The organism is Streptomyces sp. NBC_00075, assembly GCF_045041225.1.
GTDB lineage: Bacteria > Actinomycetota > Actinomycetes > Streptomycetales > Streptomycetaceae > Streptomyces > Streptomyces adonidis.
The window spans coordinates 5537661-5559948 of sequence record NZ_CP108243.1 but is presented as its reverse complement, the minus strand read 5'-3'; the positions used below and the strand labels follow the sequence as shown (position 1 = coordinate 5559948).

Below are 22288 nucleotides of genomic sequence, written 5' to 3'. Positions count from 1 at the left end.
CCACGAGTAGCTCGCTTACGCCCGAGTGCACCGCTCCCGATCACTGGAAGGTGCCCTGGTGGGAGCCCTTGTTGGTGATCTATGCCCATCGGAGGCAGGCGGCAGCAGCCATCGACAACTCGACCTGGTTACGGTACGCGGGGCTACGCCATCCGGTCAAACCAGCACCCAGGGCGAGACACTATCCACAGCCTGGGGACAACAACTTGAACCGCACCCGTCGCCCTGACTACCTTGGCCGGACTCCCATTCGCCCGTCCCACCCGATGTACATCCCGATACGTCCCAGAACCACACGTTCGTGGGACCCGTGAGAGAGCGTGCCCTGTGGCTGACGTACCTGCCGATCTTGCCGCAGTGTGGCCACGAGTGCTGGAACATCTCCTCGGCGAGGGCCGTGGACAGGGCGTCGAGGTGAAGGACGAGCGCTGGATCAGGCGCTGCCAGCCGCTGGCCCTGGTCGCGGACACCGCACTGCTCGCCGTACCGAACGAATTTGCGAAAGGCGTGCTCGAAGGCCGCCTCGCTCCGATCGTCAGCGAGACCCTCAGCCGCGAGTGCGGCCGGCCGATCCGAATCGCGATCACCGTGGACGACTCCGTAGGCGAGTCCTCCCCGCCCGCGCCCCCCGCCCCGCAGCAGTCGCGCTACGACGAGCCCGAGCTGCCGCCGTCCCGCGACCCGTATCAGGGGTACGGCCGCCACCGCGCCGAGGACCACTCCCAGACGCGCGACGGCCAGCAGCCCTCCCACGGCGACCAGCTCCCCACCGCCCGCCCCGCCTACCCGTCCGAGTACCAGCGCCCCGAACCCGGCGCCTGGCCCCGGACCTCCCAGGACGACTACGGCTGGCAGCAGCCCCGGCTCGGCTTCCCGGAGCGCGACCCGTACGCCTCCCCGTCCTCGGACTACCGGCCCCAGCCGCCGCGCGACCGCTCACCGTACGAACAACAGCGGTCCGAATACGAGCAACAGCAGTCCGAGTACGGCCAGCAGCGCAACGACTACGAACAGCAGCGCTCGGAGTACGAGCAGCGCGACAACCGCCGCGACCTCCCGGAGTCCCCGTCGGGCGGCGGTCACCCGCACCGGGGCGGGCCCGGAGGGCCCGGTGGCTCCATGCGCCCCGGCGGAGGCGCCCCCGGCCCGTCCGCCTCGAGGCAGAGCCCGGCATCGGGCCCCGGCGAGCCCACCGCACGCCTCAACCCCAAATACCTGTTCGACACCTTCGTCATCGGGGCGTCGAACCGTTTCGCCCACGCGGCCGCGGTCGCCGTCGCCGAGGCGCCCGCGAAGGCGTACAACCCCCTCTTCATCTACGGGGAGTCGGGACTCGGCAAGACCCACCTGCTGCACGCGATCGGGCACTACGCGAGGAGCCTCTACCCCGGCACGCGCGTGCGGTACGTCAGCTCGGAGGAGTTCACCAACGAGTTCATCAACTCCATCCGCGACGGCAAGGGCGACAGCTTCCGCAAGCGCTACCGCGAGATGGACATCCTGCTCGTCGACGACATCCAGTTCCTCGCGGACAAGGAGTCGACGCAGGAGGAGTTCTTCCACACCTTCAATACGCTCCACAACGCGAACAAGCAGATCGTGCTCTCGTCCGACCGGCCGCCCAAGCAGCTGGTGACTCTCGAGGACCGGCTGCGGAACCGTTTCGAGTGGGGACTGATCACCGATGTCCAGCCGCCCGAGCTGGAGACGCGCATCGCGATCCTCCGTAAGAAGGCGGTCCAGGAGCAGCTCAACGCCCCGCCGGAGGTACTGGAGTTCATCGCCTCCCGTATCTCGCGCAACATCCGCGAGCTGGAGGGGGCGCTGATCCGGGTGACGGCGTTCGCGTCGCTCAACCGGCAGCCGGTGGACCTCGGCCTCACCGAGATCGTCCTCAAGGACCTGATCCCCGGCGGCGAGGACTCGACCCCCGAGATCACCGCGCCGGCCATCATGGCGGCGACCGCCGACTACTTCGGCCTCACCGTCGAAGACCTCTGCGGCAGTTCACGCGGCCGCCAGCTGGTCACGGCCCGCCAGATCGCCATGTACCTGTGCCGCGAACTCACGGACCTCTCGCTGCCGAAGATCGGCGCGCAGTTCGGCGGCCGCGACCACACGACCGTCATGCACGCCGACCGCAAGATCCGCGCGCTGATGGCCGAGCGCCGCTCCATCTACAACCAGGTCACCGAGCTGACCAACCGCATCAAGAACGGCTGACAGCAGGGCAGTCAGACCACCGAGGGCGCCCCGGGACGAGTTCCCGAGGGCGCCCTTCGGCGTTTCCGGCACCCGGCGGCCGTTGCCGGGCCGCAACCCGCTGTTCGAATGCGGGCCGGGTTACGGCCACCCTCCACAGATTTGGTGACTTTCTCGCGTCCACACCCTGGGGACCGGGAAGTTGTCCAGACTGTGTCCACAGGCCAGGCTGGTGATAAACCATCAGACCAGGTCAGGTGGTTGTGGATCGGTGGACAAAAGATCTCCACAGGCTGTGGACGAAGAAATGATCCACAGGCTGTGCACGGAGTTGTCCACCGGCGGCCCACAGGCTGTGGCCGGTTGTCCCCAGCGATCACCGGCTTCTCCACACCCCTGTCCACTGTTCGGCAACACGACGCGCCTCCTCACCGTGTCGAGTGAAAGGCGTCACACGAAGGTGCCGGGTTGGGCTGTGGGAAAGATGGGTAAAGCTGGGGACGGCGCTGGGGAGAAGTGACCCCCGGCTGTGCATGGGGTGTGCAGAACTTTCTGTTCTCCACAGAGAGGCCTCGTTATCCACCGCCTCCACCCACAGGGTCAGTGGACAAAATCTCCCGCCTGAGCTGCGAAAACGGGGTTATCCACGGTATCCACAGCCCCTACTACTACTGACAACTAGAGAGAGCTGGGAATCCGTTTCGAAGTGGGTCCTGTGCACAACTCGCTGTCGGGAGCCCGGCTGCCCCTCGTCACGACTTGACCCCGACGGGCACCTACTGTCAGTGCCGTGCGTCAGACTGTTCCCCGGTGTCCTTCCCAGCACGGGGACCGACGACACCGAGACAGACGACGAAGCCAGGCAGGCCGAGAAGCGCCGGCAACAGCAGGAGGCGGCAACAGTGAAGATCCGGGTGGAACGCGACGTACTCGCGGAGGCAGTTGCCTGGGCGGCGCGCAGCCTCCCGGCCCGTCCGCCGGCCCCTGTCCTCGCCGGGCTGCTGCTGAAGGCCGAGGAAGGCCAGCTGAGCCTGTCGAGCTTCGACTACGAGGTCTCCGCGCGGGTCTCGGTCGAGGCCGAGGTCGAGGAGGAGGGCACGGTCCTGGTGTCCGGCCGCCTGCTCGCCGACATCTGCCGCGCTCTGCCCAACCGCCCGGTGGAGATCTCCATGGACGGCGTACGGGCGACGGTGGTCTGCGGCTCCTCCCGCTTCACCCTCCACACACTGCCTGTGGAGGAGTACCCGGCGCTGCCGCAGATGCCCACCGCGACCGGCACGGTGCCCGGTGAGGTCTTCGCGTCCGCCGCCGCCCAGGTGGCCATCGCGGCCGGCCGCGACGACACGCTCCCCGTCCTCACCGGTGTGCGCATCGAGATCGAGGGCGACCGGGTGACGCTGGCGTCCACCGACCGCTACCGCTTCGCGGTCCGTGAGTTCCTGTGGAAGCCGGAGGACCCGGAGGCGTCCGCGGTGGCCCTGGTGCCCGCCAAGACGCTCCTGGACACCGCCAAGGCCCTCACGAGCGGCGACAGCGTGATCCTGGCCCTGTCCGGCTCGGGTGCGGGCGAGGGCCTCATCGGTTTCGAGGGTGCGGGCCGCCGTACGACGACGCGGCTGCTTGAGGGCGACCTCCCGAAGTACCGCTCGCTGTTCCCGACGGAGTTCAACTCCATCGCCGTGATCGAGACCGCCCCCTTCGTGGAGGCCGTCAAGCGTGTGGCCCTGGTGGCCGAGCGGAACACCCCGGTGCGGCTCAGCTTCGAGCAGGGCGTGCTCATCCTGGAGGCGGGTTCCAGTGACGACGCACAGGCTGTGGAAAGGGTCGACGCCCAGCTGGAGGGCGACGACGTCTCGATCGCCTTCAACCCGACGTTCCTGCTGGACGGCCTGAGCGCCATCGACTCCCCGGTCGCCCAGCTCTCCTTCACGACGTCCACGAAGCCCGCGCTGCTCAGCGGCAAGCCGGCCGTGGACGCCGAGGCGGACGAGGCGTACAAGTACCTGATCATGCCGGTCCGCCTCAGCGGCTGAGGTCTTTTCGCAGCTGGCCGTCTTCCACAGGCAGGCCGCAGGTGTGGGCATACGTCTGAGCGCGTATGCCCACAGATGTGCGTGAGCGTCCGGGTTTAGGCTCGGACATGGGTACGAGCAACAGGAGTGCCCTCATGCCACGTCGCAACCTAAGGAACAACTGATGCAGCTCGGTCTCGTCGGCCTCGGCAAGATGGGCGGCAACATGCGCGAGCGGATCCGCCGCGCAGGCCACACCGTCGTCGGATACGACCGCAACCCGGACGTCGCCGATGTCCACAGCCTCAAGGAGCTTGTGGACGGGCTCAGCGCCCCGCGCGTGGTGTGGGTGATGGTCCCGGCCGGCGCCCCGACCCAGTCCACCGTCGACGAGCTGGCCGAGCTCCTGGAGCCCGGTGACGTCGTCGTGGACGGCGGCAACTCCCGCTGGACGGACGACGAGAGGCACGCCGAGGAGCTGGCGGCCAAGGGCATCGGCTTCGTCGACTGCGGTGTCTCCGGGGGCGTCTGGGGCCTGGAGAACGGCTATGCGCTGATGTACGGCGGCGACGCCGAGCACATAGCCAAGGTCGAGCCGGTCTTCGACGCCCTCAAGCCCAAGGGCGACTTCGGGGCGGTCCACGCGGGCAAGGTGGGCGCCGGGCACTTCTCGAAGATGGTCCACAACGGCATCGAGTACGCCATGATGCAGGCCTACGCCGAGGGCTGGGAGCTGCTCGAGAAGGTCGACTCCGTCACGGACGTGCGCGAGGTCTTCCGGTCCTGGCAGGAGGGCACCGTGATCCGCTCGTGGCTGCTCGACCTGGCGGTCAACGCCCTCGACGAGGACGAGCACCTGGACAGGCTGCGCGGGTTCGCCGCGGACTCCGGGGAGGGCCGCTGGACCGTGGAGGCCGCGATCGACCACGCCGTTCCGCTGCCCGCGATCACCGCGTCGCTGTTCGCGCGGTTCGCGTCCCGGCAGGACGACTCCCCGCAGATGAAGATGATCGCGGCGCTGCGCAACCAGTTCGGCGGCCACGCGGTCGAGGCGAAGTAATCCACAGGGCCGTTCAGCGGTCCACAAGTTCGGGGGAGGTCGGCGAACGACCATGCACGTCACGCATCTTTCGCTGGCCGACTTCCGCTCGTACGCCCGGGTCGAGGTCCCGCTCGATCCGGGCGTCACCGCGTTCGTCGGCCCCAACGGGCAGGGCAAGACCAACCTCGTCGAAGCGGTCGGCTACCTCGCCACGCTGGGCAGCCACCGGGTCTCCTCGGACGCGCCCCTGGTCCGCATGGGCGCCGACCGCGCGGTCATCCGGGCCCAGGTCAAGCAGGGCGAGCGGCAGCAGCTGGTCGAGCTGGAGCTGAACCCCGGCCGCGCGAACCGCGCCCGCATCAACAGGTCGTCGCAGGTCAGGCCCCGTGACGTTCTGGGGATCGTACGGACTGTGCTGTTCGCGCCGGAGGATCTCGCGCTGGTGAAGGGCGATCCGGGTGAGCGGCGGCGGTTCCTCGACGAGCTGATCACCGCGCGGTCCCCGCGGATGGCGGGTGTGCGCTCCGACTACGACCGGGTCCTCAAGCAGCGCAACACCTTGCTGAAGTCGGCGGCGCTGGCCCGGCGGCACGGCGGTCGCACGATGGACCTGTCGACGCTCGACGTGTGGGACCAGCATCTCGCGCGCGTGGGGGCCGAGTTGCTGGCCCAGCGGCTCGACCTGATCGCGGCGCTCCAGCCGCTGGCCGACAAGGCGTACGAGCAGCTGGCGCCCGGCGGCGGTCCGATCGCCCTGGAGTACAAGCCGTCGGCGCCGGGTGAGGCACACGCGCGCGAGGAGCTGTACGAGCAGCTCATGGGGGCGCTGGCGGAGGTCCGCAAGCAGGAGATCGAGCGGGGCGTGACCCTGGTGGGTCCGCATCGGGACGATCTGCACCTCAAGCTGGGTCAGCTGCCCGCCAAGGGGTACGCGTCCCACGGTGAGTCGTGGTCGTACGCGCTGGCGTTGCGGCTGGCCTCGTACGACCTGCTGCGGGCCGAGGGGAACGAGCCGGTGCTGGTGCTCGACGACGTGTTCGCGGAGCTGGACACCCGGCGCCGGGAGCGGCTGGCGGAGCTGGTGGCGCCCGGCGAGCAGGTCCTGGTGACGGCCGCGGTCGACGACGACGTACCGCATGTGCTGGCGGGGACGCGGTACTCGGTGGCGGACGGGGCGGTGGAGCGCGCATGAGTGCCCAGGAACCGCTGTCCGGGGGAAGCCCCGAGGAAGCCCCCAAGCCGTCCCCTGAGCCCTCCGGGGTGGATCTGGCGCGGGTGGCGCTGCGGGCGGCGAAAGAGGCGGCACGCGCGCGTGGGGACGCGGCGCAGCAGAAGAAGCAGTCGCGGCGCGGGGGCGGCCTGCGCTCCGGCTCGGGGCGGGACAGGCGTGACCCCATGGCGCTCGGTGCGGCGATCAACCGCCTCGTCACGGAGCGCGGGTGGGAGGCGCCGGCCGCGGTGGGCGGGGTGATGGGGCGCTGGCCGGAGATCGTCGGTGCGGACCTGGCCAAGCACTGCGAACCGGAGTCGTACGACGAGGACGAGCGGGTGCTGGTCGTGCGCTGCGACTCGACGGCGTGGGCGACGAATCTGCGGCTGCTCGCTCCGCAGCTGGTCGCACGTCTGAACGAGGACCTCGGGCACGGCAGGGTGCGGTTCCTCAAGGTGCTCGGACCCAATGGTCCGGCCCGTCGGTTCGGCCCGTTGCGGGCGCCCGGGAGCACGGGTCCGGGCGACACCTACGGGTGAGCCCCGCCACTCTCTGTGGGTGAGGTGTGTCACATGTCGGGCGGGTCGGGGGCGTGCGGACGGTGGTGCGCGCTTCTGCGAATCGCTACCTGACTCCCCGGTAGCCAAGGGTTGACACCCGGAAGCGCTGAGTGCCTCTCCAAGCCTCTTGGAGCCCCGCTCCGCATATGGGGACTCGGGAGAGACCGGTTGAGGGCGGCACATGCGGACTCAGGTACCGGCAAACCCCCATCACTGTCGGCGCTACCGGTAGACTGGAAGCTAATCCCGCCCCATTGGAGGGGATCACCGGGAAATGGTGTCCCACCGCTGACCAAGGCTTACCAACGCAACATGCCGCAGCCGCTCCGGCCACCCCGCCGGGAGTTCGGCTTGTGCTGTGCCAGAAAGGGCGCTTCGTGGCCGATTCCGGCAACCCCAACGAGAACATCCCGTCCACCGAGGCCCCGACGGCCGGAACCGCCGAGGCCTCGCCGACGGCGTACGACGCCAACGCCATCACCGTCCTCGAGGGTCTGGACGCGGTCCGCAAGCGACCCGGCATGTACATCGGTTCGACCGGTGAGCGCGGTCTGCACCACCTGGTGCAGGAGGTCGTCGACAACTCCGTCGACGAGGCGCTGGCCGGTCACGCGGACACCATCGACGTGACGATCCTCGCCGACGGCGGAGTGCGCGTCATCGACAACGGCCGTGGCATCCCGGTGGGCATCGTCCCGTCCGAGGGCAAACCGGCCGTCGAGGTCGTGCTGACCGTGCTGCACGCGGGCGGCAAGTTCGGCGGCGGCGGCTACGCGGTCTCCGGCGGTCTGCACGGCGTCGGTGTGTCCGTCGTGAACGCCCTGTCCAGCAGGGTCGCCGTCGAGGTCAAGACCGACGGCTTCCGCTGGACGCAGGACTACAAGCTGGGTGTCCCGACGGCTCCGCTGGCCCAGCACGAGGCGACGGAGGAGCACGGCACGTCGGTCACCTTCTGGGCCGACGGCGACATCTTCGAGACCACCGAGTACTCCTTCGAGACGCTCTCGCGGCGCTTCCAGGAGATGGCGTTCCTCAACAAGGGGTTGACGATCAACCTCGCTGACGAGCGCGAGGTAGCGAAGGCCACGACCGGTGCGGACGAGGCGGGTGCCGACGCGAAGGACGAGGTCAGGACCGTCTCGTACCACTACGAGGGCGGCATCGTCGACTTCGTGAAGCACCTCAACTCCCGCAAGGGAGACGTGGTCCACGCGACCATCATCGACCTGGAGGCGGAGGACAAGGACAAGAGCCTGTCCCTCGAGGTCGCGATGCAGTGGAACACCGGTTACAGCGAGGGTGTGTACTCCTTCGCCAACATCATCCACACGCATGAGGGCGGTACGCACGAGGAGGGTTTCCGGGCGGCGCTGACCTCGCTGATCAACAAGTACGCGCGCGACAAGAAGCTGCTGAGGGAGAAGGACGACAACCTCACGGGCGACGACATCCGCGAGGGTCTGACGGCGATCATCTCGGTCAAGCTGGCCGAGCCGCAGTTCGAGGGCCAGACCAAGACCAAGCTGGGCAACACGGAGGCGAAGACCTTCGTCCAGAAGGCGGTCTACGAGCACCTCAACGACTGGCTGGACCGCAACCCGGTCGAGGCCTCGGACATCATCCGCAAGGGCATCCAGGCGGCCACCGCGCGCGTGGCGGCTCGCAAGGCCCGCGACCTCACGCGTCGCAAGGGTCTGCTGGAGACGGCGTCGCTGCCGGGCAAGCTGTCCGACTGCCAGTCGAACGACCCCGTCAAGTGCGAGATCTTCATCGTCGAGGGTGACTCCGCCGGCGGCTCGGCCAAGTCCGGCCGGAACCCCGAGTACCAGGCGATCCTCCCGATCCGCGGCAAGATCCTGAACGTGGAGAAGGCGCGGATCGACAAGATCCTGCAGAACCAGGAGATCCAGGCGCTGATCTCGGCGTTCGGTACCGGGGTCCACGAGGACTTCGACATCGCGCGGCTGCGCTATCACAAGATCATCCTGATGGCGGACGCCGACGTCGACGGCCAGCACATCAACACCCTGCTGCTGACCTTCCTGTTCCGCTTCATGCGGCCGCTGGTCGAGGCCGGACACGTGTTCCTGTCGCGTCCGCCGCTGTACAAGATCAAGTGGGGTCGGGACGACTTCGAGTACGCGTACTCGGACCGTGAGCGCGACGCCCTGATCGAGCTGGGCCGGCAGAGCGGCAAGCGGGTCCGCGAGGACTCGATCCAGCGCTTCAAGGGTCTCGGCGAGATGAACGCCGAGGAGCTGCGCATCACGACGATGGACCAGGAGCACCGGGTCCTCGGCCAGGTCACGCTCGACGACGCCGCGCAGGCCGACGACCTGTTCTCGGTCCTGATGGGCGAGGACGTCGAGGCACGCCGCGCGTTCATCCAGCGCAACGCCAAGGACGTCCGCTTCCTCGACATCTGAGTCGGTCTCAGCTGACCGCACCAGAAAGGATCTTCACCAGCAATGACCGACGAGACTCCTCTTCCCCCCAACGGTCCGAACGCTCCCGAAGAGGGCGAGATCGCGCTGCGCGTCGAGCCCGTCGGGCTCGAGACCGAGATGCAGCGCTCGTATCTCGACTACGCGATGTCCGTCATCGTGTCGCGCGCGCTGCCCGACGTACGGGACGGTCTCAAGCCCGTCCACCGCCGTGTGCTGTACGCGATGTACGACGGCGGTTACCGGCCCGAGAAGGGCTTCTACAAGTGCGCCCGTGTCGTCGGTGACGTCATGGGTACCTACCACCCGCACGGCGACTCCTCGATCTACGACGCGCTGGTTCGTCTCGCGCAGCCGTGGTCGATGCGGATGCCGCTGGTGGACTCCAACGGCAACTTCGGCTCTCCCGGCAACGACCCGGCCGCCGCCATGCGGTACACCGAGTGCAAGCTGAAGCCGCTGTCCATGGAGATGGTCCGTGACATCGACGAGGAGACCGTCGACTTCACGGACAACTACGACGGCCGTAACCAGGAGCCGACGGTTCTGCCGGCCCGGTTCCCGAACCTGCTGATCAACGGCTCGGCGGGCATCGCGGTCGGTATGGCGACGAACATCCCGCCGCACAACCTCCGCGAGGTCGCGGCGGGTGCCCAGTGGTACCTGGAGAACCCCGAGGCCTCCCACGAGGAGCTGCTCGATGCCCTGATCGAGCGCATCAAGGGCCCCGATTTCCCCAGTGGTGCCCTCGTGGTGGGCCGGAAGGGCATCGAGGAGGCGTACCGCACGGGCCGTGGCTCGATCACGATGCGCGCGGTCGTCGACGTCGAGGAGATCCAGAACCGCCAGTGCCTGGTGGTCACCGAACTCCCGTACCAGGTCAACCCGGACAACCTCGCGCAGAAGATCGCCGACCTGGTGAAGGACGGCAAGATCGGCGGCATCGCGGACGTCCGCGACGAGACGTCGTCCCGTACGGGGCAGCGCCTGGTCATCGTCCTGAAGCGGGACGCGGTCGCCAAGGTCGTCCTGAACAACCTGTACAAGCACACCGACCTCCAGACGAACTTCGGCGCGAACATGCTGGCGCTGGTGGACGGCGTACCGAGGACCCTGTCCCTGGACGCGTTCATCCGGCACTGGGTGACGCACCAGATCGAGGTCATCGTCCGGCGTACGCGGTTCAGGCTGCGCAAGGCCGAGGAGCGCGCGCACATCCTGCGTGGCCTTCTGAAGGCCCTGGACGCCATCGACGAGGTCATCGCGCTGATCCGGCGCAGTGACACCGTGGAGATCGCGCGTGAGGGCCTGATGGGCCTTCTGGAGATCGACGAGATCCAGGCCAACGCGATCCTGGAGATGCAGCTGCGCCGGCTGGCGGCTCTGGAGCGGCAGAAGATCGTCGCCGAGCACGACGAGCTCCAGGCGAAGATCCGTGAGTACAACGCGATCCTGGCCTCGCCGGTGCGTCAGCGCGGCATCATCAGCGAGGAACTCGCCGCGATCGTCGAGAAGTTCGGCGACGACCGGCGCTCCAAGCTGGTTCCGTTCGACGGTGACATGTCCATCGAGGACCTGATCGCCGAAGAGGACATCGTCGTCACGATCTCGCGCGGTGGCTACGTCAAGCGCACCAAGACCGAGGACTACCGCTCGCAGAAGCGCGGCGGCAAGGGCGTACGGGGCACGAAGCTCAAGGAAGACGACATCGTCGACCACTTCTTCGTGTCGACGACCCACCATTGGCTGCTGTTCTTCACCAACAAGGGCCGCGTCTACCGCGCGAAGGCGTACGAGCTGCCGGACGCCGGACGTGACGCGCGTGGACAGCACGTCGCCAACCTGCTGGCCTTCCAGCCGGACGAGGCGATCGCGGAGATCCTCGCGATCCGCGACTACGAGGCGGCGCCCTACCTGGTCCTGGCCACCAAGGGTGGTCTGGTCAAGAAGACGCCTCTGAAGGATTACGATTCGCCGCGTTCCGGTGGTGTCATCGCGATCAACCTCCGTGAGACGGAGGACGGTTCCGACGACGAACTGATCGGAGCCGAACTCGTTTCGTCCGAGGACGATCTCCTGCTGATCAGCAGGAAGGCACAGTCGATCAGGTTCACGGCGACGGACGACGCACTGCGTCCGATGGGCCGTGCCACCTCGGGTGTCAAGGGCATGAGCTTCCGTGAGGGAGACCAGCTGCTCTCGATGAATGTTGTTCGACCCGGTACGTTCGTGTTCACTGCTACCGACGGCGGGTACGCGAAGCGGACCGCCGTCGACGAGTACCGCGTCCAGGGGCGCGGCGGCCTCGGTATCAAGGCCGCCAAGATCGTCGAGGACCGTGGTTCTCTCGTCGGTGCGCTGGTGGTCGAGGAGACCGACGAGATCCTCGCCATCACGCTCTCCGGCGGTGTGATCCGTACGCGGGTCAATGAGGTCAGGGAGACGGGCCGTGACACCATGGGCGTCCAACTGATCAACCTGGGCAAGCGCGATGCCGTAGTCGGCATCGCACGAAACGCCGAGGCGGGACGTGAGGCCGAGGAGGTCGACGGCGAGGACGCCGTCGACGAGTCGGCCGAGGGTGCCGCGACCACCGGCACGGACGAGGGCGATCAGTCCTCGTCGGAGTAGCGCGAGGAGTGAGTCATCGTGAGCGGAGCCACGGGCGCCGGTTCGTCCGGCAGTTCGTCCGGTCCCTCGACCGGTACGGACAAAGACGGCGGCGGTCGTGGCTCCGCCGCACGTGCGACCGATGCGCAGGGTGCGAGGGACGCACAGAGTGCGACAGATCCGCACACGACCAACCTGCAGGCCATCAAGCCGCACAAGACCGGTTCACGCTCGCCCGACACACATGGATCCAAGGGATCCCAGGGGGGAACTGTGACGGACGCCAGAGGTCCGCAGACCCAGCAGTACGGGGCCGGCGCGGGCCCGGCGGCCCAGGGCGCCCCCGGTGCCCTGCCGGTGGCGGAGCCGGCCGCGCAGCGTCCCACGGCGCCGCCGCAGCAGGCTTCGCCGTTGCCCGGTGAGCGCCAGCCGCAGCAGCCCGCGGGGCCCTACCACCCGCCGCAGGCCTACCCGCCGGCCGCTCCGGCGGTCCCCCCGGTCCAGGTCCAGCCTCCGGGGGCGAATCAGTCAGGAGCCGTACGGCGTCCGCGCACGGGCGCGCGCACCCTGCCCCGTACGCGCAAGGCGCGGCTGCGCGTGTCCAAGGCCGACCCGTGGTCGGTGATGAAGGTCAGCTTCCTGCTGTCGATCGCGCTGGGCATCTGCACGATCGTGGCGGCGGTGGTCCTGTGGATGGTCATGGACGCGATGGGCGTCTTCTCGACGGTCGGCGGCACGATCTCGGAGGCCACGGGCTCGAACGAGTCGAACGGCTTCGACCTCCAGTCCTTCCTGTCGCTGCAGAACGTCGTGCTGTTCACGTCGGTCATCGCGGTCATCGACGTCGTCCTCGCGACGGCGCTGGCGACCCTCGGCGCGTTCATCTACAACCTCTCCGCGGGCTTCGTCGGCGGCATCGAGCTGACGCTCGCGGAGGACGAGTGAGCATGTGAAGTCCGGGTGACGTGCGGGTCTCGCGCCGGTGAGGAGAGGCCTCAAACGTCGCCCGGCTATCGATTTTGGGACTGGCCACGTCGTGCGCTAATCTTCAGAGGTCAGCGCGCGGGACGTACACCGCAGAGCGCGGCGGGGCTATAGCTCAGTTGGTTAGAGCGCATCCCTGATAAGGATGAGGCCACAGGTTCAAATCCTGTTAGCCCCACCAGCACGAAGACCCCCAGGCGATTCGCCTGGGGGTTTTTGTCATCTCCAGCAGCGCGGAGGGGCGTCATGACCATCAGGGCTGTTGCTGCATCAAGCGGACGTCAGGTGAAGCGGTTCCTTGGGCGGGGTCGGTGGGGGTGGCTGGTGTTCATTGCCGGCCAGGCGTACCTGGCGCGAGGTGCCTGGGGCAAAGCCGCAGACGGCAACCCCCTCATCTTGAGCGTCCTGAGTCTCGTGATCCTTTTGCTGTGCTGGGTCGTCTGCTACAGGGTTCGGTCGGCCAGACGTTCACAACAGGCCGAGGCTGCTTGCCGAGAGGGCGAGGATTCCTGACGTCCAGCGCGGGACACAGCGAAAAGACCCCCAGCCAGTGATGGTTGGGGGTCTTTCGTTTGTCCTGGTGCTTCTCCGTGTGGCTTTGTACGCAAGTTCGCCGCTACATGGGGAGGGGCAAGGGGGCGTGCCAGGTGGGTCAGGAGAGGGGCTGGGCCGCCGTCTCCGCGTCCGTGTCGGTCTCTGGGCCGGCTTCCGTGTCCGCGTCCGTGTCCGCGGGTGAGTGGTGGCGGCAGCTCGGGGAGGAGCCGTGGGCCTCGGCTCCGATGCGCTGTTTCATCGTGGGGGGCAGGGAGCGGGCGTAGGACCAGTCCCAGGAGGCTGCCGCGGGTGCGGTGCAGTTGCGCGCCGGGCGGCTGTCGGCTACCGCCGTGGTGGCGGTCGTCGTGATCAGTCCAAGCGTCGTGCACAGCGCCAGGAAGGCGGTGACGACGGCGGTCCACAGCTTCATGACCTTGTTCTGGGCCATGGCCCCTCACTTTCGGGTCGGGCGATTTGCGTACTTTCCTCATGATGTGTATGGCGGGCGGGAAGTGGCGGACCTAGGGCCGTGGCGCGTCGATCTTCTGATGAACACCACCCGGATGGGCGTAAGGGGAGCAATGGTCGCAAATGGTCACCGTGCGTGGAGGTGTGATCACCTTCCGATCGGAGCGGTGACGTCCACTTCTACTGCGGTGTGCCGGGCGGGAGTTGGTGGCCGGCGCAGGTCACTGATCGGTCTCGGCCGGAGGGTATAGTCGGGCGCCAGAAGGTCCCCTACGTCAAGGAAAGACGAGGTCGCACGGTGAAGAAGCTTCTCCTGGTCGCACTGGCCGCCATCGGCGGGCTCCTCGTGTACCGCCAGATCCAGGCGGATCGCGCCGAGCAGGATCTGTGGACGGAGGCGACCGACTCCGTGCCCACGGGTTCCTGAGTATCGACAGCAGTCTGTGAGCAGACCCCGGCCGCCGACGCGGTCGGGGTTTTGTGTTGCTGGGGCAAATCACGGCGCATAAAGGGCAGCCGTTTCGGGCGGTCGTGCGAATCGTGCGGTGCCGGGGTGGACGGCGGGGCAGGATGAGCGACGGTCCGGGCAGAAACGGTGCCCGGACGGAGCCGGGCCGGTGGGCGGTTCGGGCGGCGAGCGGGACGAGGGGTGGCGCGTGATGGGGCGGCGCACGGTGCGGGGCGCGGTCGTGGCGGCGGTGCTGTGTGCGCTGGTGGGAGTGGGTGCGGGCCCCGGGGCCGGCCCGGAGGCGGTCGCCGCGCAGGACGCGTACGCCTACGACTTCGCCGAGGACGCCCAGGTCGTCGAAGGGGCCGCGAGCACCACGGACGCCGTGCGGCTGGAGCCCGGCGGGACCTACCGGAGCACCCTCCCGGTCAACGGCAGGCTGTACTACCGCCTCGCACTCGACGCCACGTCGAACGCGTACGTCTCCGCCACCGCCGTCCCCCGGCAGGGCACGACAGTGTCCTCCTCCGACGGCGTCAAGGTGTCCGTGCAGGACGCCGACGCCCGTTCCTGCTCCTACGACAGCACCCGCTTCGGGGCCTCCCGCAGCCCGCATCCGGTCGCCGCCTGGGCCTCGCGCACGACCGACGGCGAGACGACGGCCTGCCAGAGCGCCGGTACGTACTACGTGGTCGTCGACCGCATCGACTCCGCGGGCTCGTCCTCGGACGACTGGGACCTGGAGCTGACTTACGTGTCGGAGCCGGGCCTCGTCAACGAGACGGCGACGGTCGCGCCCGAGTCCCCCGGGTCCTGGGACTCCGCCTCGCCCGCTCCCCTTACCGGAGACGCCGTCCCGCGCGCGGGCGGCGCCGGCTTCGCCACGGCCACGGCGGTGGGGCAGGGCGTCTGGCAGGACGACATCACGCCCGGCCGGACGCTGTTCTACCGGGTCCCGGTCGACTGGGGCCAGCAGCTGCACGCCGTCGCCGAACTGGGCAGTTCCACCGGCGGAGAAGGGTTCCTCGGCAACGTGCTCGTCATGTCGCTCTACAACCCCGCGCGCGGGTACGTCGACGACGAGGGCCTCGGCTACAACGGCAAGCAGGCCTCCGCCGCCCTCGATTCGCTGCCACCGGTCGAGTACGCCAACCGCTTCGGCGTCGGCGACCGGATGCAGGGGATGCGGTTCGCCGGCTCGTACTACCTCGTCGTCCATCTCGCCGAGCAGATGACGGAACGATTCGGCGCGGGACCGTACGGGCTGACGCTGCGGGTCCAGGTGACCGGTACGGCGCAGGACGCGCCCGCGTTTCTGGGGCAGTCCGTGCCCCGGGACACCTTCGCGGTCACGGAGGAGGAGCGGGAGGCGGCCGGCGGGTGGACGTCCGGTGGGGTGGCGGGCGGTACCGAAGCCGATGAGAGCGCCGCGGGCAGCGGCGGGGGCGATGACGCCGTGATGCGGGTGGTCGCGGTGAGCGGCATCGGGGCGGGGAGCCTGCTGATGCTCGGCCTCGGGCTGTGGACGGTGGTCGCCCGGCGGCGGGCCGCGCGCGCGTAGCCGCGTGGCACGAGGAATCGACGGCCCGCGCGCGTAGTCGCGTGGTTCAGATGCGGAACAGGGCCCAGAAACCGACCGCGTAGCAGGCCAGGGCCAGGAACAGCACCGGTATCGCCACCTTCGCGGGCGGCCCGGGACGACGCTGGCGACGTCGGCCGCGGCGCTGCGGAACCGCCTGCGCGGACGCGGGAACTTGCGGGACCTGAGCGACGTACGAAGAGGTGGGGACGTACGCGTCCTGGTGGCGCAGCGTCGGAGTGGGGGTCGCCGTCGCGGTCGGAGCCTGGGTCTGCGTGGTGGTTCCGTGCGGGTGCGGTTGGGGGGAGGGCGCGTGCGTGGTCTCGAAGGGTGCGGATACGTGCTTGGCGGCCGTGGGGGGAGTGGCGGGGGCGGTCAGCTGGGGCGGGGGCAGGTGGAAGCTGCCCGTGTCCGACATGGCGGACGGCTGGGGCGGGGCCGCTGACGGCGGCTGCGGGGGGATCGGAGCTACGGCGGCCTGGGCGCCGTTCGGGCCCGTGGGCGAGGGCCGGGAAGGCGCCGTCGACGGTGGGTGCGGGGGGCGCGGGGGTGTGACGTCCGGGAGGGGCGGGATGCCGTTCCGCCGAGCGGGGTGAGGCTGCTCCGGGCCCGGCGGCTGGGGCGGCCGTACGGAGTCGGTGCCCGGCCTGCCCGGGGCGCCGCCGGAGGACTGCCAGGGCTGTTCGGAGCCGGTGGGTGCGGGGGCCTCGACCGGCCGGGAGGGTATGGCACCCGTGCCTGGTCCGGGGGGTGGGGAGACGGGAGCCGGCATCGGGCCGGGCAACGGACTCCGCTTCGGCCCGAGCCCCGGTCCCGTGTGCGTGCCGCCCGTCGCCGGACCGGTGGGTGTGCCGTCCGGGTTCGGTTCGCGGTACGGGTCGTACGGGCGGGCCGCTCCCGGGCCGGTGTGCGTGCTGTTCGAGTCCGGGCCGCCGTACTCGCCGTGTCCGGTGCCTGTGGCCGGACCGCCCGTCGCCCCGCCGGTGCGGGCGCCGTTCGTGGTGACGCCGGGGGACGGTTTGAGGGGGCCGGCCTGGGCGAAACCCCTTGGGAGGGGGCCGAGTTGGTCGAAGATCTCGATCAGCTCGTCGTCGGGGCCGGGCTCGGGCAGGAGCTCGGCGGCCTGGCCGAGGGCCTTGCGGGCGCCCGTGGCCGTGCGGAACCGCGCCTGGGGGTCCGGCTGGAGCAGCGTGGCCACGACCTGCCAGAGCGGCTCCGGTATGCCCTGGGGGGCGCTGGGCGTGCCGTGCTCCGCGAAGTACTCGATGAGGGCCTTGGAGTCCGGCTTGGCGCCCTCCAGGAGATAGAGCGCGACCAGGCCCACGGCGAACAGGTCGGAGGGGAAGTCCGGGTCCGCGCCCAGCATTTGCTCGGGAGCGAAGTAACCCGGCGTGCCCACCACGTAGTCGGTCTCCGTCAGGCGCGGCTCGCCCAGCCGCATCGCGATGCCGAAGTCGGACAGCCGCAGCCGCGGACGGCCCGTACCGGTCGCTTCGAGCAGCACGTTGGCGGGCTTGATGTCGCGGTGGACGACGCCTTCCGCGTGCACGGCGGCGAGGCCCGAGAGGAGCTGGTCGAGGAGAGTGCAGACGAACCCGGGCGGCAGAGGGCCGTAGTCCGCGATCAGATGGACGAGCGAGCCACCGGCGACCAGGTCCATGGTGAACAGGACCTTGTCGTCGTCCGCGGCCCAGCTGGCCGGGGCGAGCACATGCGGATGGTCGATCCGCAGTGCCTGTTCGCGGACGAAGCGCAGCAGCGAGTGGGCGTCGCTCTGCTGGAGGACCTTGGCGGCCACGTACCGGCGGCGGCGGTGGTCCCAGGCGCGCCAGACGGCGCCGACTCCCCCGCGCCCGATCGGGTCGGCCAGTTCGTACCGGCCGGCGAAGACCTCACCCATGGCTCTGCGTCGATCCCCCTTCGGATCCCCGCTCGGTCGCCTCCGGACCGGCGGTTGGTACGGCTCCTCCTACCCTGCTCCGGAGCCCGCTGTCACCCCGCTCGCCCAGAACCTGTCTCCGTACCTGTTTTCCCGCCCGTCTCCCCGACTCTTCCTGTCCATCTCCCGTGTACGCCTGCCCCGTTGCCGCCCCTGAGCCGGAGCCCAGCCGCCGAACCCCCGGTCGGCGGCCGGGCCGGCGGCTCAGTTCTGGTGGGACTGGTAGTGCGTCACGGCGTCCGAGGTGCGGCCCGCGCCGTACACCCGGAGGAACTCTGCCAGTTCCGGGTGGGTCGGGGCGAGAGTGTCCGCCGCCTCGATGATGTCGCCTGCGGCGGCCACCGAGCGCAGCAGCGACTGGATCTCGCGGACCACCCGCTTGACCGTGGGCGCCCCCGAACTCGTCGTCGACTGCGTGGTGTTGCTGAGCACCGAACCCCCCTGCGACTTCTTGATCTCGTCCATCCGCTCGGTCGCCTCGGCCGCGCTGACGCTGCCGTCCGCGACCTGACCGGCCAGATCCTGGAGCAACTGCACCCGCTGCACCACTGCCGGATTGCCGATCTTGGCCCGCTGGCCGCTCATCAGCTGTGACAGCATCGGCGCGGACAGCCCCAGTACCCCCGCGAGACGAGCCTGGTTGAGACCAAGATCGTCGATGAGCTTACGGAAGAGCGCCCCCAGCGGCTCTCCGTACCAGTTCCGCTGAAGCTCCCGCGCTCTTGCGGTGGCTTCCTGCTGTGCGGCATCCATTGCGTCTCCCCATCGCTTCCCCAAATACCGCGGTTCGCTGTAGCGAACCACGACGAGCATCTTACGGAGAGTGGTCGTCCACGGGGACCCCCAATCCTTTTGCGGGATACCGGGGATGACCCGGTACTCTTGTCGACGGCACCCACCAGGACTTGGTTGTTCTGGGCGGACGCCTTTCCCTCGGGGCCTTAGCTCAGTTGGTAGAGCGCTGTCTTTGCATGGCAGATGTCAGGGGTTCGACTCCCCTAGGCTCCACACCCGAAATGCCCTCTGAACTGCGGGAACGCAGTTCAGAGGGCATTTTTGCAGCTGTCGGCCCGCTGGGCCGTGCGCGTCGCGTCAGAGGTCGAACTCGTGCGGCGGCAGGTCCAGGGCGAAGCATGCCTCCCGTACGACCGCCTGCTCGGTCTTGTCGAAGTCGCCGTCCGCGCCGCCGATGACGATGCCGATCTGGATCACGGCACGGGCCTCGGCCGGCTTCTTCTTGGCCTTGGCGATCTCCTGGAGCACGGTCACCTTGCCGAAGGCGAAGTCGGCCGTCAGCTTGCCGATGTTCTCGTCGAAACGGCGGCGCAGATCGTCCGCGGGGAAGTTCTGTAGAACGTCGTTCGTGGCGATGAGCTGGGCCACGCGCTGCCGTTCCGCCGGGTCGATCGTGCCGTCGGCCGCGGCGACCAGGGCACACATCGCCATGCTCGCGTCCCGGAACGCGCCGCTCTTCAAGTCGTTCTTCTTCGCCTCCAGTTGGGTCTGCATCGTCGATGCGGACTCCTTGATGCGGTCCCACAGGGCCATGAGAACTCCTCGTTGCTTCTTCGTCTGTCTCTACGTCTGTTTCTACGTTCGTGTAGAAGCTATCAGCCGCTCTTTTCCCTGCCCTGGGTAGCGCCTCCCGCACCCCGATGGTGGGGCCAGCTACACCCCCGGTTCGGGAGTACACGTCATCGTTTCCGAGAGCGCGCGACGGCATCGTTGAACCCAGTTGATCCCCGTGATCCACAGAGGTCCACAGCCACCCCGCCGGAAGGAAACCGCCGTGAAGTCGCAGCTCTCGTCGAAGCCCAGCACGACCGGCGCCGCTGCTGCTCCCGGACCGCTCGCTTCCTTCGCCCGGTTCGTCCTGTGCGGCGGCGGTGTCGGCCTCCTGTCCAGCGGCGCCGTCGCGCTGCTCGCGGTGGCGATGCCCTGGGTGCTGGCCAACGCGCTGATCACGGTCGCCTCGACCATCCTGTGCACCGAACTCCACGCCCGCTTCACCTTCGGAGGCGGCAAGCGCGCCGGATGGCGCCAGCACTGGCAGTCCGCGGGCTCGGCCACCGCCGCCTACGTCGTCACCTGCGTCGCGATGTTCGTCCTGCACCTGGTCCAGTCGTCGCCCGGCATGCTGACCGAGCAGATCGTCTACCTCAGCGCCTCCGGCCTCGCCGGCATAGGCCGCTTCCTGGTCCTCCGGCTGTACGTCTTCGCCGCCGGCCGCAGCAAGAACAAGGTCTCTGTGGTCCCGGTGACCCTGGCGAAGCCGGTGGCTCCGGAGGTCCAGGTGCCTTCGACCGTCCGCCGCACGATCCTCCGGGCCCCGGCCGTGAGGGGCATCGGCGGGCTGAGGACGAGCCCGCAGCTGGCCGTCTCCTGACGGCGGGGACGACGATGTTTCACGTGAAACGGAGCAGAGTGGTGTTTCACGTGAAACATCGCCGTGGGGCGGGAGACCTGAGGGTCTCCCGCCCCACGGCGACACCACCCACGAGCCGAACCGTCAGCGGCGGTCCTCGTCGCCCTCCGCCGCCCCCGACTCGGCCTCCTTCGCCTCGACCTCGGGGTCAAGAAGCGAGGGGGCGGTGCCGTCCACCGATGTGAGACGACCGCCCGTCTCCGGGACCTCGGTCGCGGCGGGCGGCTCGACCAGCCAGTCGGGGTTGGCCTGCTTGTCCCACCACTTCCACGCGGCGAAGGCGCCGCCCGCCAGGATGCCCAGCACGACCAGCCCCTTGGCGAGCCGGCCCGCCCGGGCCCGACGCTCGTGCCTGCGGGCCAGCTTCCGGATCTCCTGCGGAGTGACCTGACCACGCAGCGCGGCCAGCGCCGCAGCACCACGTGCGGCCGCCTCGTCGCGTACGGGCCCGGCCGCCGCGACCGCCCGCTCCACGCGCGGCGCGGTGTAGTCGGCGGCCTGCCGGGCCGCCTTGGCGGTACGGGCAGCGGCTTCGTGAGCGGCATGGTCGACCTTCGGCGGCACATGCGTACGGGCCTGCTCCAGTCGCGGAGCGAGATGCGCGCCGTACTGGACACGGGCCTGCTCCGCGGCCTGGGACACCCTGGGAGCAAGTCGTACGCGTGTCTCGTGGGCGTACTGGGTGGCCCTGTCCTTGGCTGTGTCGGCGTAGGGCGCCACCACGTCCGCGGCGTGCAGGACGCTGTCCTTCGCCGAGCTGGTTGCGGCGCGCACGCTTTCGATGCGGGTCACGGGATCCTCCTCGTCGGTGGCGTACGGTTATCGACTCTCCACCCTTTTACGGATCATGCCTGGCAATACACCGTGAGGCATGCGAGGGCGGGCATCCGGGTCATGGGCGGCCGATCGCGCGGGACTGACGGCACCGGACCGGTCGCATGTGACAGCGGATGACGATCACATGCAATAGCGATGAATACCGGGCAACAGGAGCTTGTCGTCGACAATGCCACGGATCGCGGTGCCGCGCCCCCGTCCCGTGCCTACTCGACCGGATTTCTGCGCCGTGCCGGAAGCGCAAGCGAAACCGCCGGATTTTCGCTCGGAGGAGGGTGCCGAGCGATTCACGGCGTGGACCGTGCGAGGATCGGGGAGTCACAAGAGGACAACGGAAGGCAGATCGTGGCCGAGCAGCTTTACGCCACCCTGAAGACCAATCACGGCGACATCGAAGTCCGGCTCCTGCCGAACCACGCGCCCAAGACGGTCCAGAACTTCGTCGAACTCGCCACCGGCGGGCGTGAGTGGACCAACCCGGCGACGGGTGAGAAGTCCACGGACAAGCTCTACGACGGCACGGTCTTCCACCGGGTGATCAGCGGATTCATGATCCAGGGCGGCGACCCCCTCGGTAACGGCACCGGCGGTCCCGGCTACCAGTTCGAGGACGAGTTCCACCCGGACCTCCGCTTCGACAAGCCCTACCTCCTGGCCATGGCCAACGCCGGCCCGGGCACCAACGGCTCGCAGTTCTTCATCACCGTCTCCCCGACGGCGTGGCTGACCCGCAAGCACACCATCTTCGGTGAGGTCACCGACGCGGCCAGCCAGAAGATCGTGGACGCCATCGCGACAGCGGCGACCAACCCGCGCACCGACCGCCCGGTCAACGACGTCGTCATCGAGTCGGTCGTCGTCGAGACCCGCTAGGGCTCACCCCAGGGAACCCCTCCCGCCAGCTCTTTTCCGGAGGGGACCAGCAGGGAACCAAACGCCCCGCTCATCCGTAAGGATGGGCGGGGCGGTGCATTGCGTACGACGCGGAACCGCA

Annotated in this window: 17 protein-coding genes and 2 tRNA genes; 14 read left to right on the top strand and 5 right to left on the bottom strand. The window is 69.0% G+C overall.

Features of this window, described 5'->3' with window-relative positions:
- Positions 1 to 327: 327 nt before the first annotated feature.
- The 9 genes from dnaA (at position 328) to OG787_RS24065 (ending at position 13245) form a co-directional block, all read left to right on the top strand.
- Entirely contained in the window at positions 328 to 2223 is a 1896-nt protein-coding gene (gene dnaA, locus OG787_RS24105) for a chromosomal replication initiator protein DnaA (protein WP_405536344.1), read from the top strand.
- A gap of 881 nt (positions 2224 to 3104) precedes the next feature.
- Complete coding sequence (gene dnaN, locus OG787_RS24100) at positions 3105 to 4235, top strand: DNA polymerase III subunit beta (protein ID WP_105970234.1); 1131 nt, start codon at positions 3105 to 3107, stop codon at positions 4233 to 4235.
- Between the two features lie 163 nt (positions 4236 to 4398).
- A complete protein-coding gene (gnd, locus tag OG787_RS24095; RefSeq protein WP_405536343.1) occupies positions 4399 to 5274 on the top strand; it encodes a phosphogluconate dehydrogenase (NAD(+)-dependent, decarboxylating) in 876 nt (291 codons plus the stop codon).
- 52 nt (positions 5275 to 5326) lie between these two features.
- The gene (gene recF, locus OG787_RS24090; protein ID WP_405536342.1) at positions 5327 to 6448 is read left to right on the top strand and encodes a DNA replication/repair protein RecF; all 1122 of its coding nucleotides are present in this window, start codon (positions 5327 to 5329) and stop codon (positions 6446 to 6448) included.
- A complete protein-coding gene (locus tag OG787_RS24085) occupies positions 6445 to 7005 on the top strand; it encodes a DUF721 domain-containing protein (protein ID WP_405536341.1) in 561 nt (186 codons plus the stop codon). The genes recF and OG787_RS24085 overlap by 4 nt, the downstream gene beginning before the upstream one ends.
- A 374-nt stretch (positions 7006 to 7379) precedes the next feature.
- Entirely contained in the window at positions 7380 to 9452 is a 2073-nt protein-coding gene (gyrB, locus tag OG787_RS24080) for a DNA topoisomerase (ATP-hydrolyzing) subunit B (protein WP_369029143.1), read from the top strand.
- A gap of 42 nt (positions 9453 to 9494) precedes the next feature.
- Positions 9495 to 12101 (top strand): DNA gyrase subunit A, encoded by a 2607-nt coding sequence (gene gyrA, locus OG787_RS24075; protein WP_405536340.1) that lies wholly within the window; start codon positions 9495 to 9497, stop codon positions 12099 to 12101.
- 18 nt (positions 12102 to 12119) lie between these two features.
- Positions 12120 to 13025 (top strand): DUF3566 domain-containing protein, encoded by a 906-nt coding sequence (locus tag OG787_RS24070; protein ID WP_369029145.1) that lies wholly within the window; start codon positions 12120 to 12122, stop codon positions 13023 to 13025.
- A 143-nt stretch (positions 13026 to 13168) separates the two neighbouring features.
- Positions 13169 to 13245: transfer RNA gene (locus tag OG787_RS24065), tRNA-Ile, on the top strand.
- Positions 13246 to 13716: 471 nt separating this feature from the next.
- Here OG787_RS24065 and OG787_RS24060 read toward each other — a convergent pair.
- Positions 13717 to 14046 carry a DUF6344 domain-containing protein gene (locus OG787_RS24060; protein WP_369029146.1) on the bottom strand — a complete coding sequence of 110 codons (330 nt, stop codon included), beginning with the start codon at positions 14044 to 14046 and terminating at the stop codon, positions 13717 to 13719.
- Positions 14047 to 14364: 318 nt separating this feature from the next.
- Here OG787_RS24060 and OG787_RS24055 point away from each other — a divergent pair, with 318 nt between their 5' ends.
- Both OG787_RS24055 and OG787_RS24050 read left to right on the top strand, forming a co-directional pair.
- Positions 14365 to 14493, top strand: a complete 129-nt coding sequence (locus OG787_RS24055) for a DLW-39 family protein (RefSeq protein WP_003999697.1) — start codon at positions 14365 to 14367, stop codon at positions 14491 to 14493.
- 190 nt (positions 14494 to 14683) lie between these two features.
- Positions 14684 to 16075 (top strand): hypothetical protein, encoded by a 1392-nt coding sequence (locus OG787_RS24050; RefSeq protein WP_405536339.1) that lies wholly within the window; start codon positions 14684 to 14686, stop codon positions 16073 to 16075.
- Between the two features lie 46 nt (positions 16076 to 16121).
- Here OG787_RS24050 and OG787_RS24045 read toward each other — a convergent pair whose 3' ends face one another.
- Together OG787_RS24045 and OG787_RS24040 are read right to left on the bottom strand one after the other, a co-directional pair.
- Positions 16122 to 17993, bottom strand: a complete 1872-nt coding sequence (locus OG787_RS24045) for a serine/threonine-protein kinase (protein WP_405536338.1) — start codon at positions 17991 to 17993, stop codon at positions 16122 to 16124.
- 243 nt (positions 17994 to 18236) lie between these two features.
- Positions 18237 to 18785, bottom strand: a complete 549-nt coding sequence (locus OG787_RS24040; RefSeq protein WP_235476814.1) for a DNA-binding protein — start codon at positions 18783 to 18785, stop codon at positions 18237 to 18239.
- Between the two features lie 182 nt (positions 18786 to 18967).
- On the opposite strand from OG787_RS24040, the gene OG787_RS24035 reads away from it, so the two are divergent.
- Positions 18968 to 19040, top strand: a tRNA-Ala gene (locus OG787_RS24035).
- 84 nt (positions 19041 to 19124) lie between these two features.
- Here the strand turns inward: OG787_RS24035 and OG787_RS24030 are convergent.
- Positions 19125 to 19580, bottom strand: a complete 456-nt coding sequence (locus tag OG787_RS24030) for a tellurite resistance TerB family protein (protein ID WP_235476813.1) — start codon at positions 19578 to 19580, stop codon at positions 19125 to 19127.
- 241 nt (positions 19581 to 19821) lie between these two features.
- On the opposite strand from OG787_RS24030, the gene OG787_RS24025 reads away from it, so the two are divergent.
- Complete coding sequence (locus OG787_RS24025) at positions 19822 to 20418, top strand: GtrA family protein (protein ID WP_405536337.1); 597 nt, start codon at positions 19822 to 19824, stop codon at positions 20416 to 20418.
- 123 nt (positions 20419 to 20541) lie between these two features.
- On the opposite strand, the gene OG787_RS24020 is transcribed toward OG787_RS24025, so the two are convergent.
- Positions 20542 to 21249, bottom strand: a complete 708-nt coding sequence (locus OG787_RS24020; RefSeq protein WP_405536336.1) for a DUF5324 family protein — start codon at positions 21247 to 21249, stop codon at positions 20542 to 20544.
- A gap of 390 nt (positions 21250 to 21639) precedes the next feature.
- Between OG787_RS24020 and OG787_RS24015 the strand changes: the two genes are divergently transcribed.
- Complete coding sequence (locus tag OG787_RS24015; protein WP_369029151.1) at positions 21640 to 22167, top strand: peptidylprolyl isomerase; 528 nt, start codon at positions 21640 to 21642, stop codon at positions 22165 to 22167.
- Positions 22168 to 22288 lie beyond the last annotated feature (121 nt).

What these genes read in the sequence shown, in the direction of transcription:
- OG787_RS24030 (WP_235476813.1), bottom strand. Translation starts at nt 19,580, where the DNA reads ATGGCCCTGTGGGACCGCATCAAGGAGTCCGCATCGACGATGCAGACC.
- OG787_RS24045 (WP_405536338.1), bottom strand. Translation starts at nt 17,993, where the DNA reads ATGGGTGAGGTCTTCGCCGGCCGGTACGAACTGGCCGACCCGATCGGG.
- recF (WP_405536342.1), top strand. Translation starts at nt 5,327, where the DNA reads ATGCACGTCACGCATCTTTCGCTGGCCGACTTCCGCTCGTACGCCCGG.
- OG787_RS24040 (WP_235476814.1), bottom strand. Translation starts at nt 18,785, where the DNA reads ATGGATGCCGCACAGCAGGAAGCCACCGCAAGAGCGCGGGAGCTTCAG.
- OG787_RS24060 (WP_369029146.1), bottom strand. Translation starts at nt 14,046, where the DNA reads ATGGCCCAGAACAAGGTCATGAAGCTGTGGACCGCCGTCGTCACCGCC.
- gnd (WP_405536343.1), top strand. Translation starts at nt 4,399, where the DNA reads ATGCAGCTCGGTCTCGTCGGCCTCGGCAAGATGGGCGGCAACATGCGC.
- OG787_RS24085 (WP_405536341.1), top strand. Translation starts at nt 6,445, where the DNA reads ATGAGTGCCCAGGAACCGCTGTCCGGGGGAAGCCCCGAGGAAGCCCCC.
- gyrA (WP_405536340.1), top strand. Translation starts at nt 9,495, where the DNA reads ATGACCGACGAGACTCCTCTTCCCCCCAACGGTCCGAACGCTCCCGAA.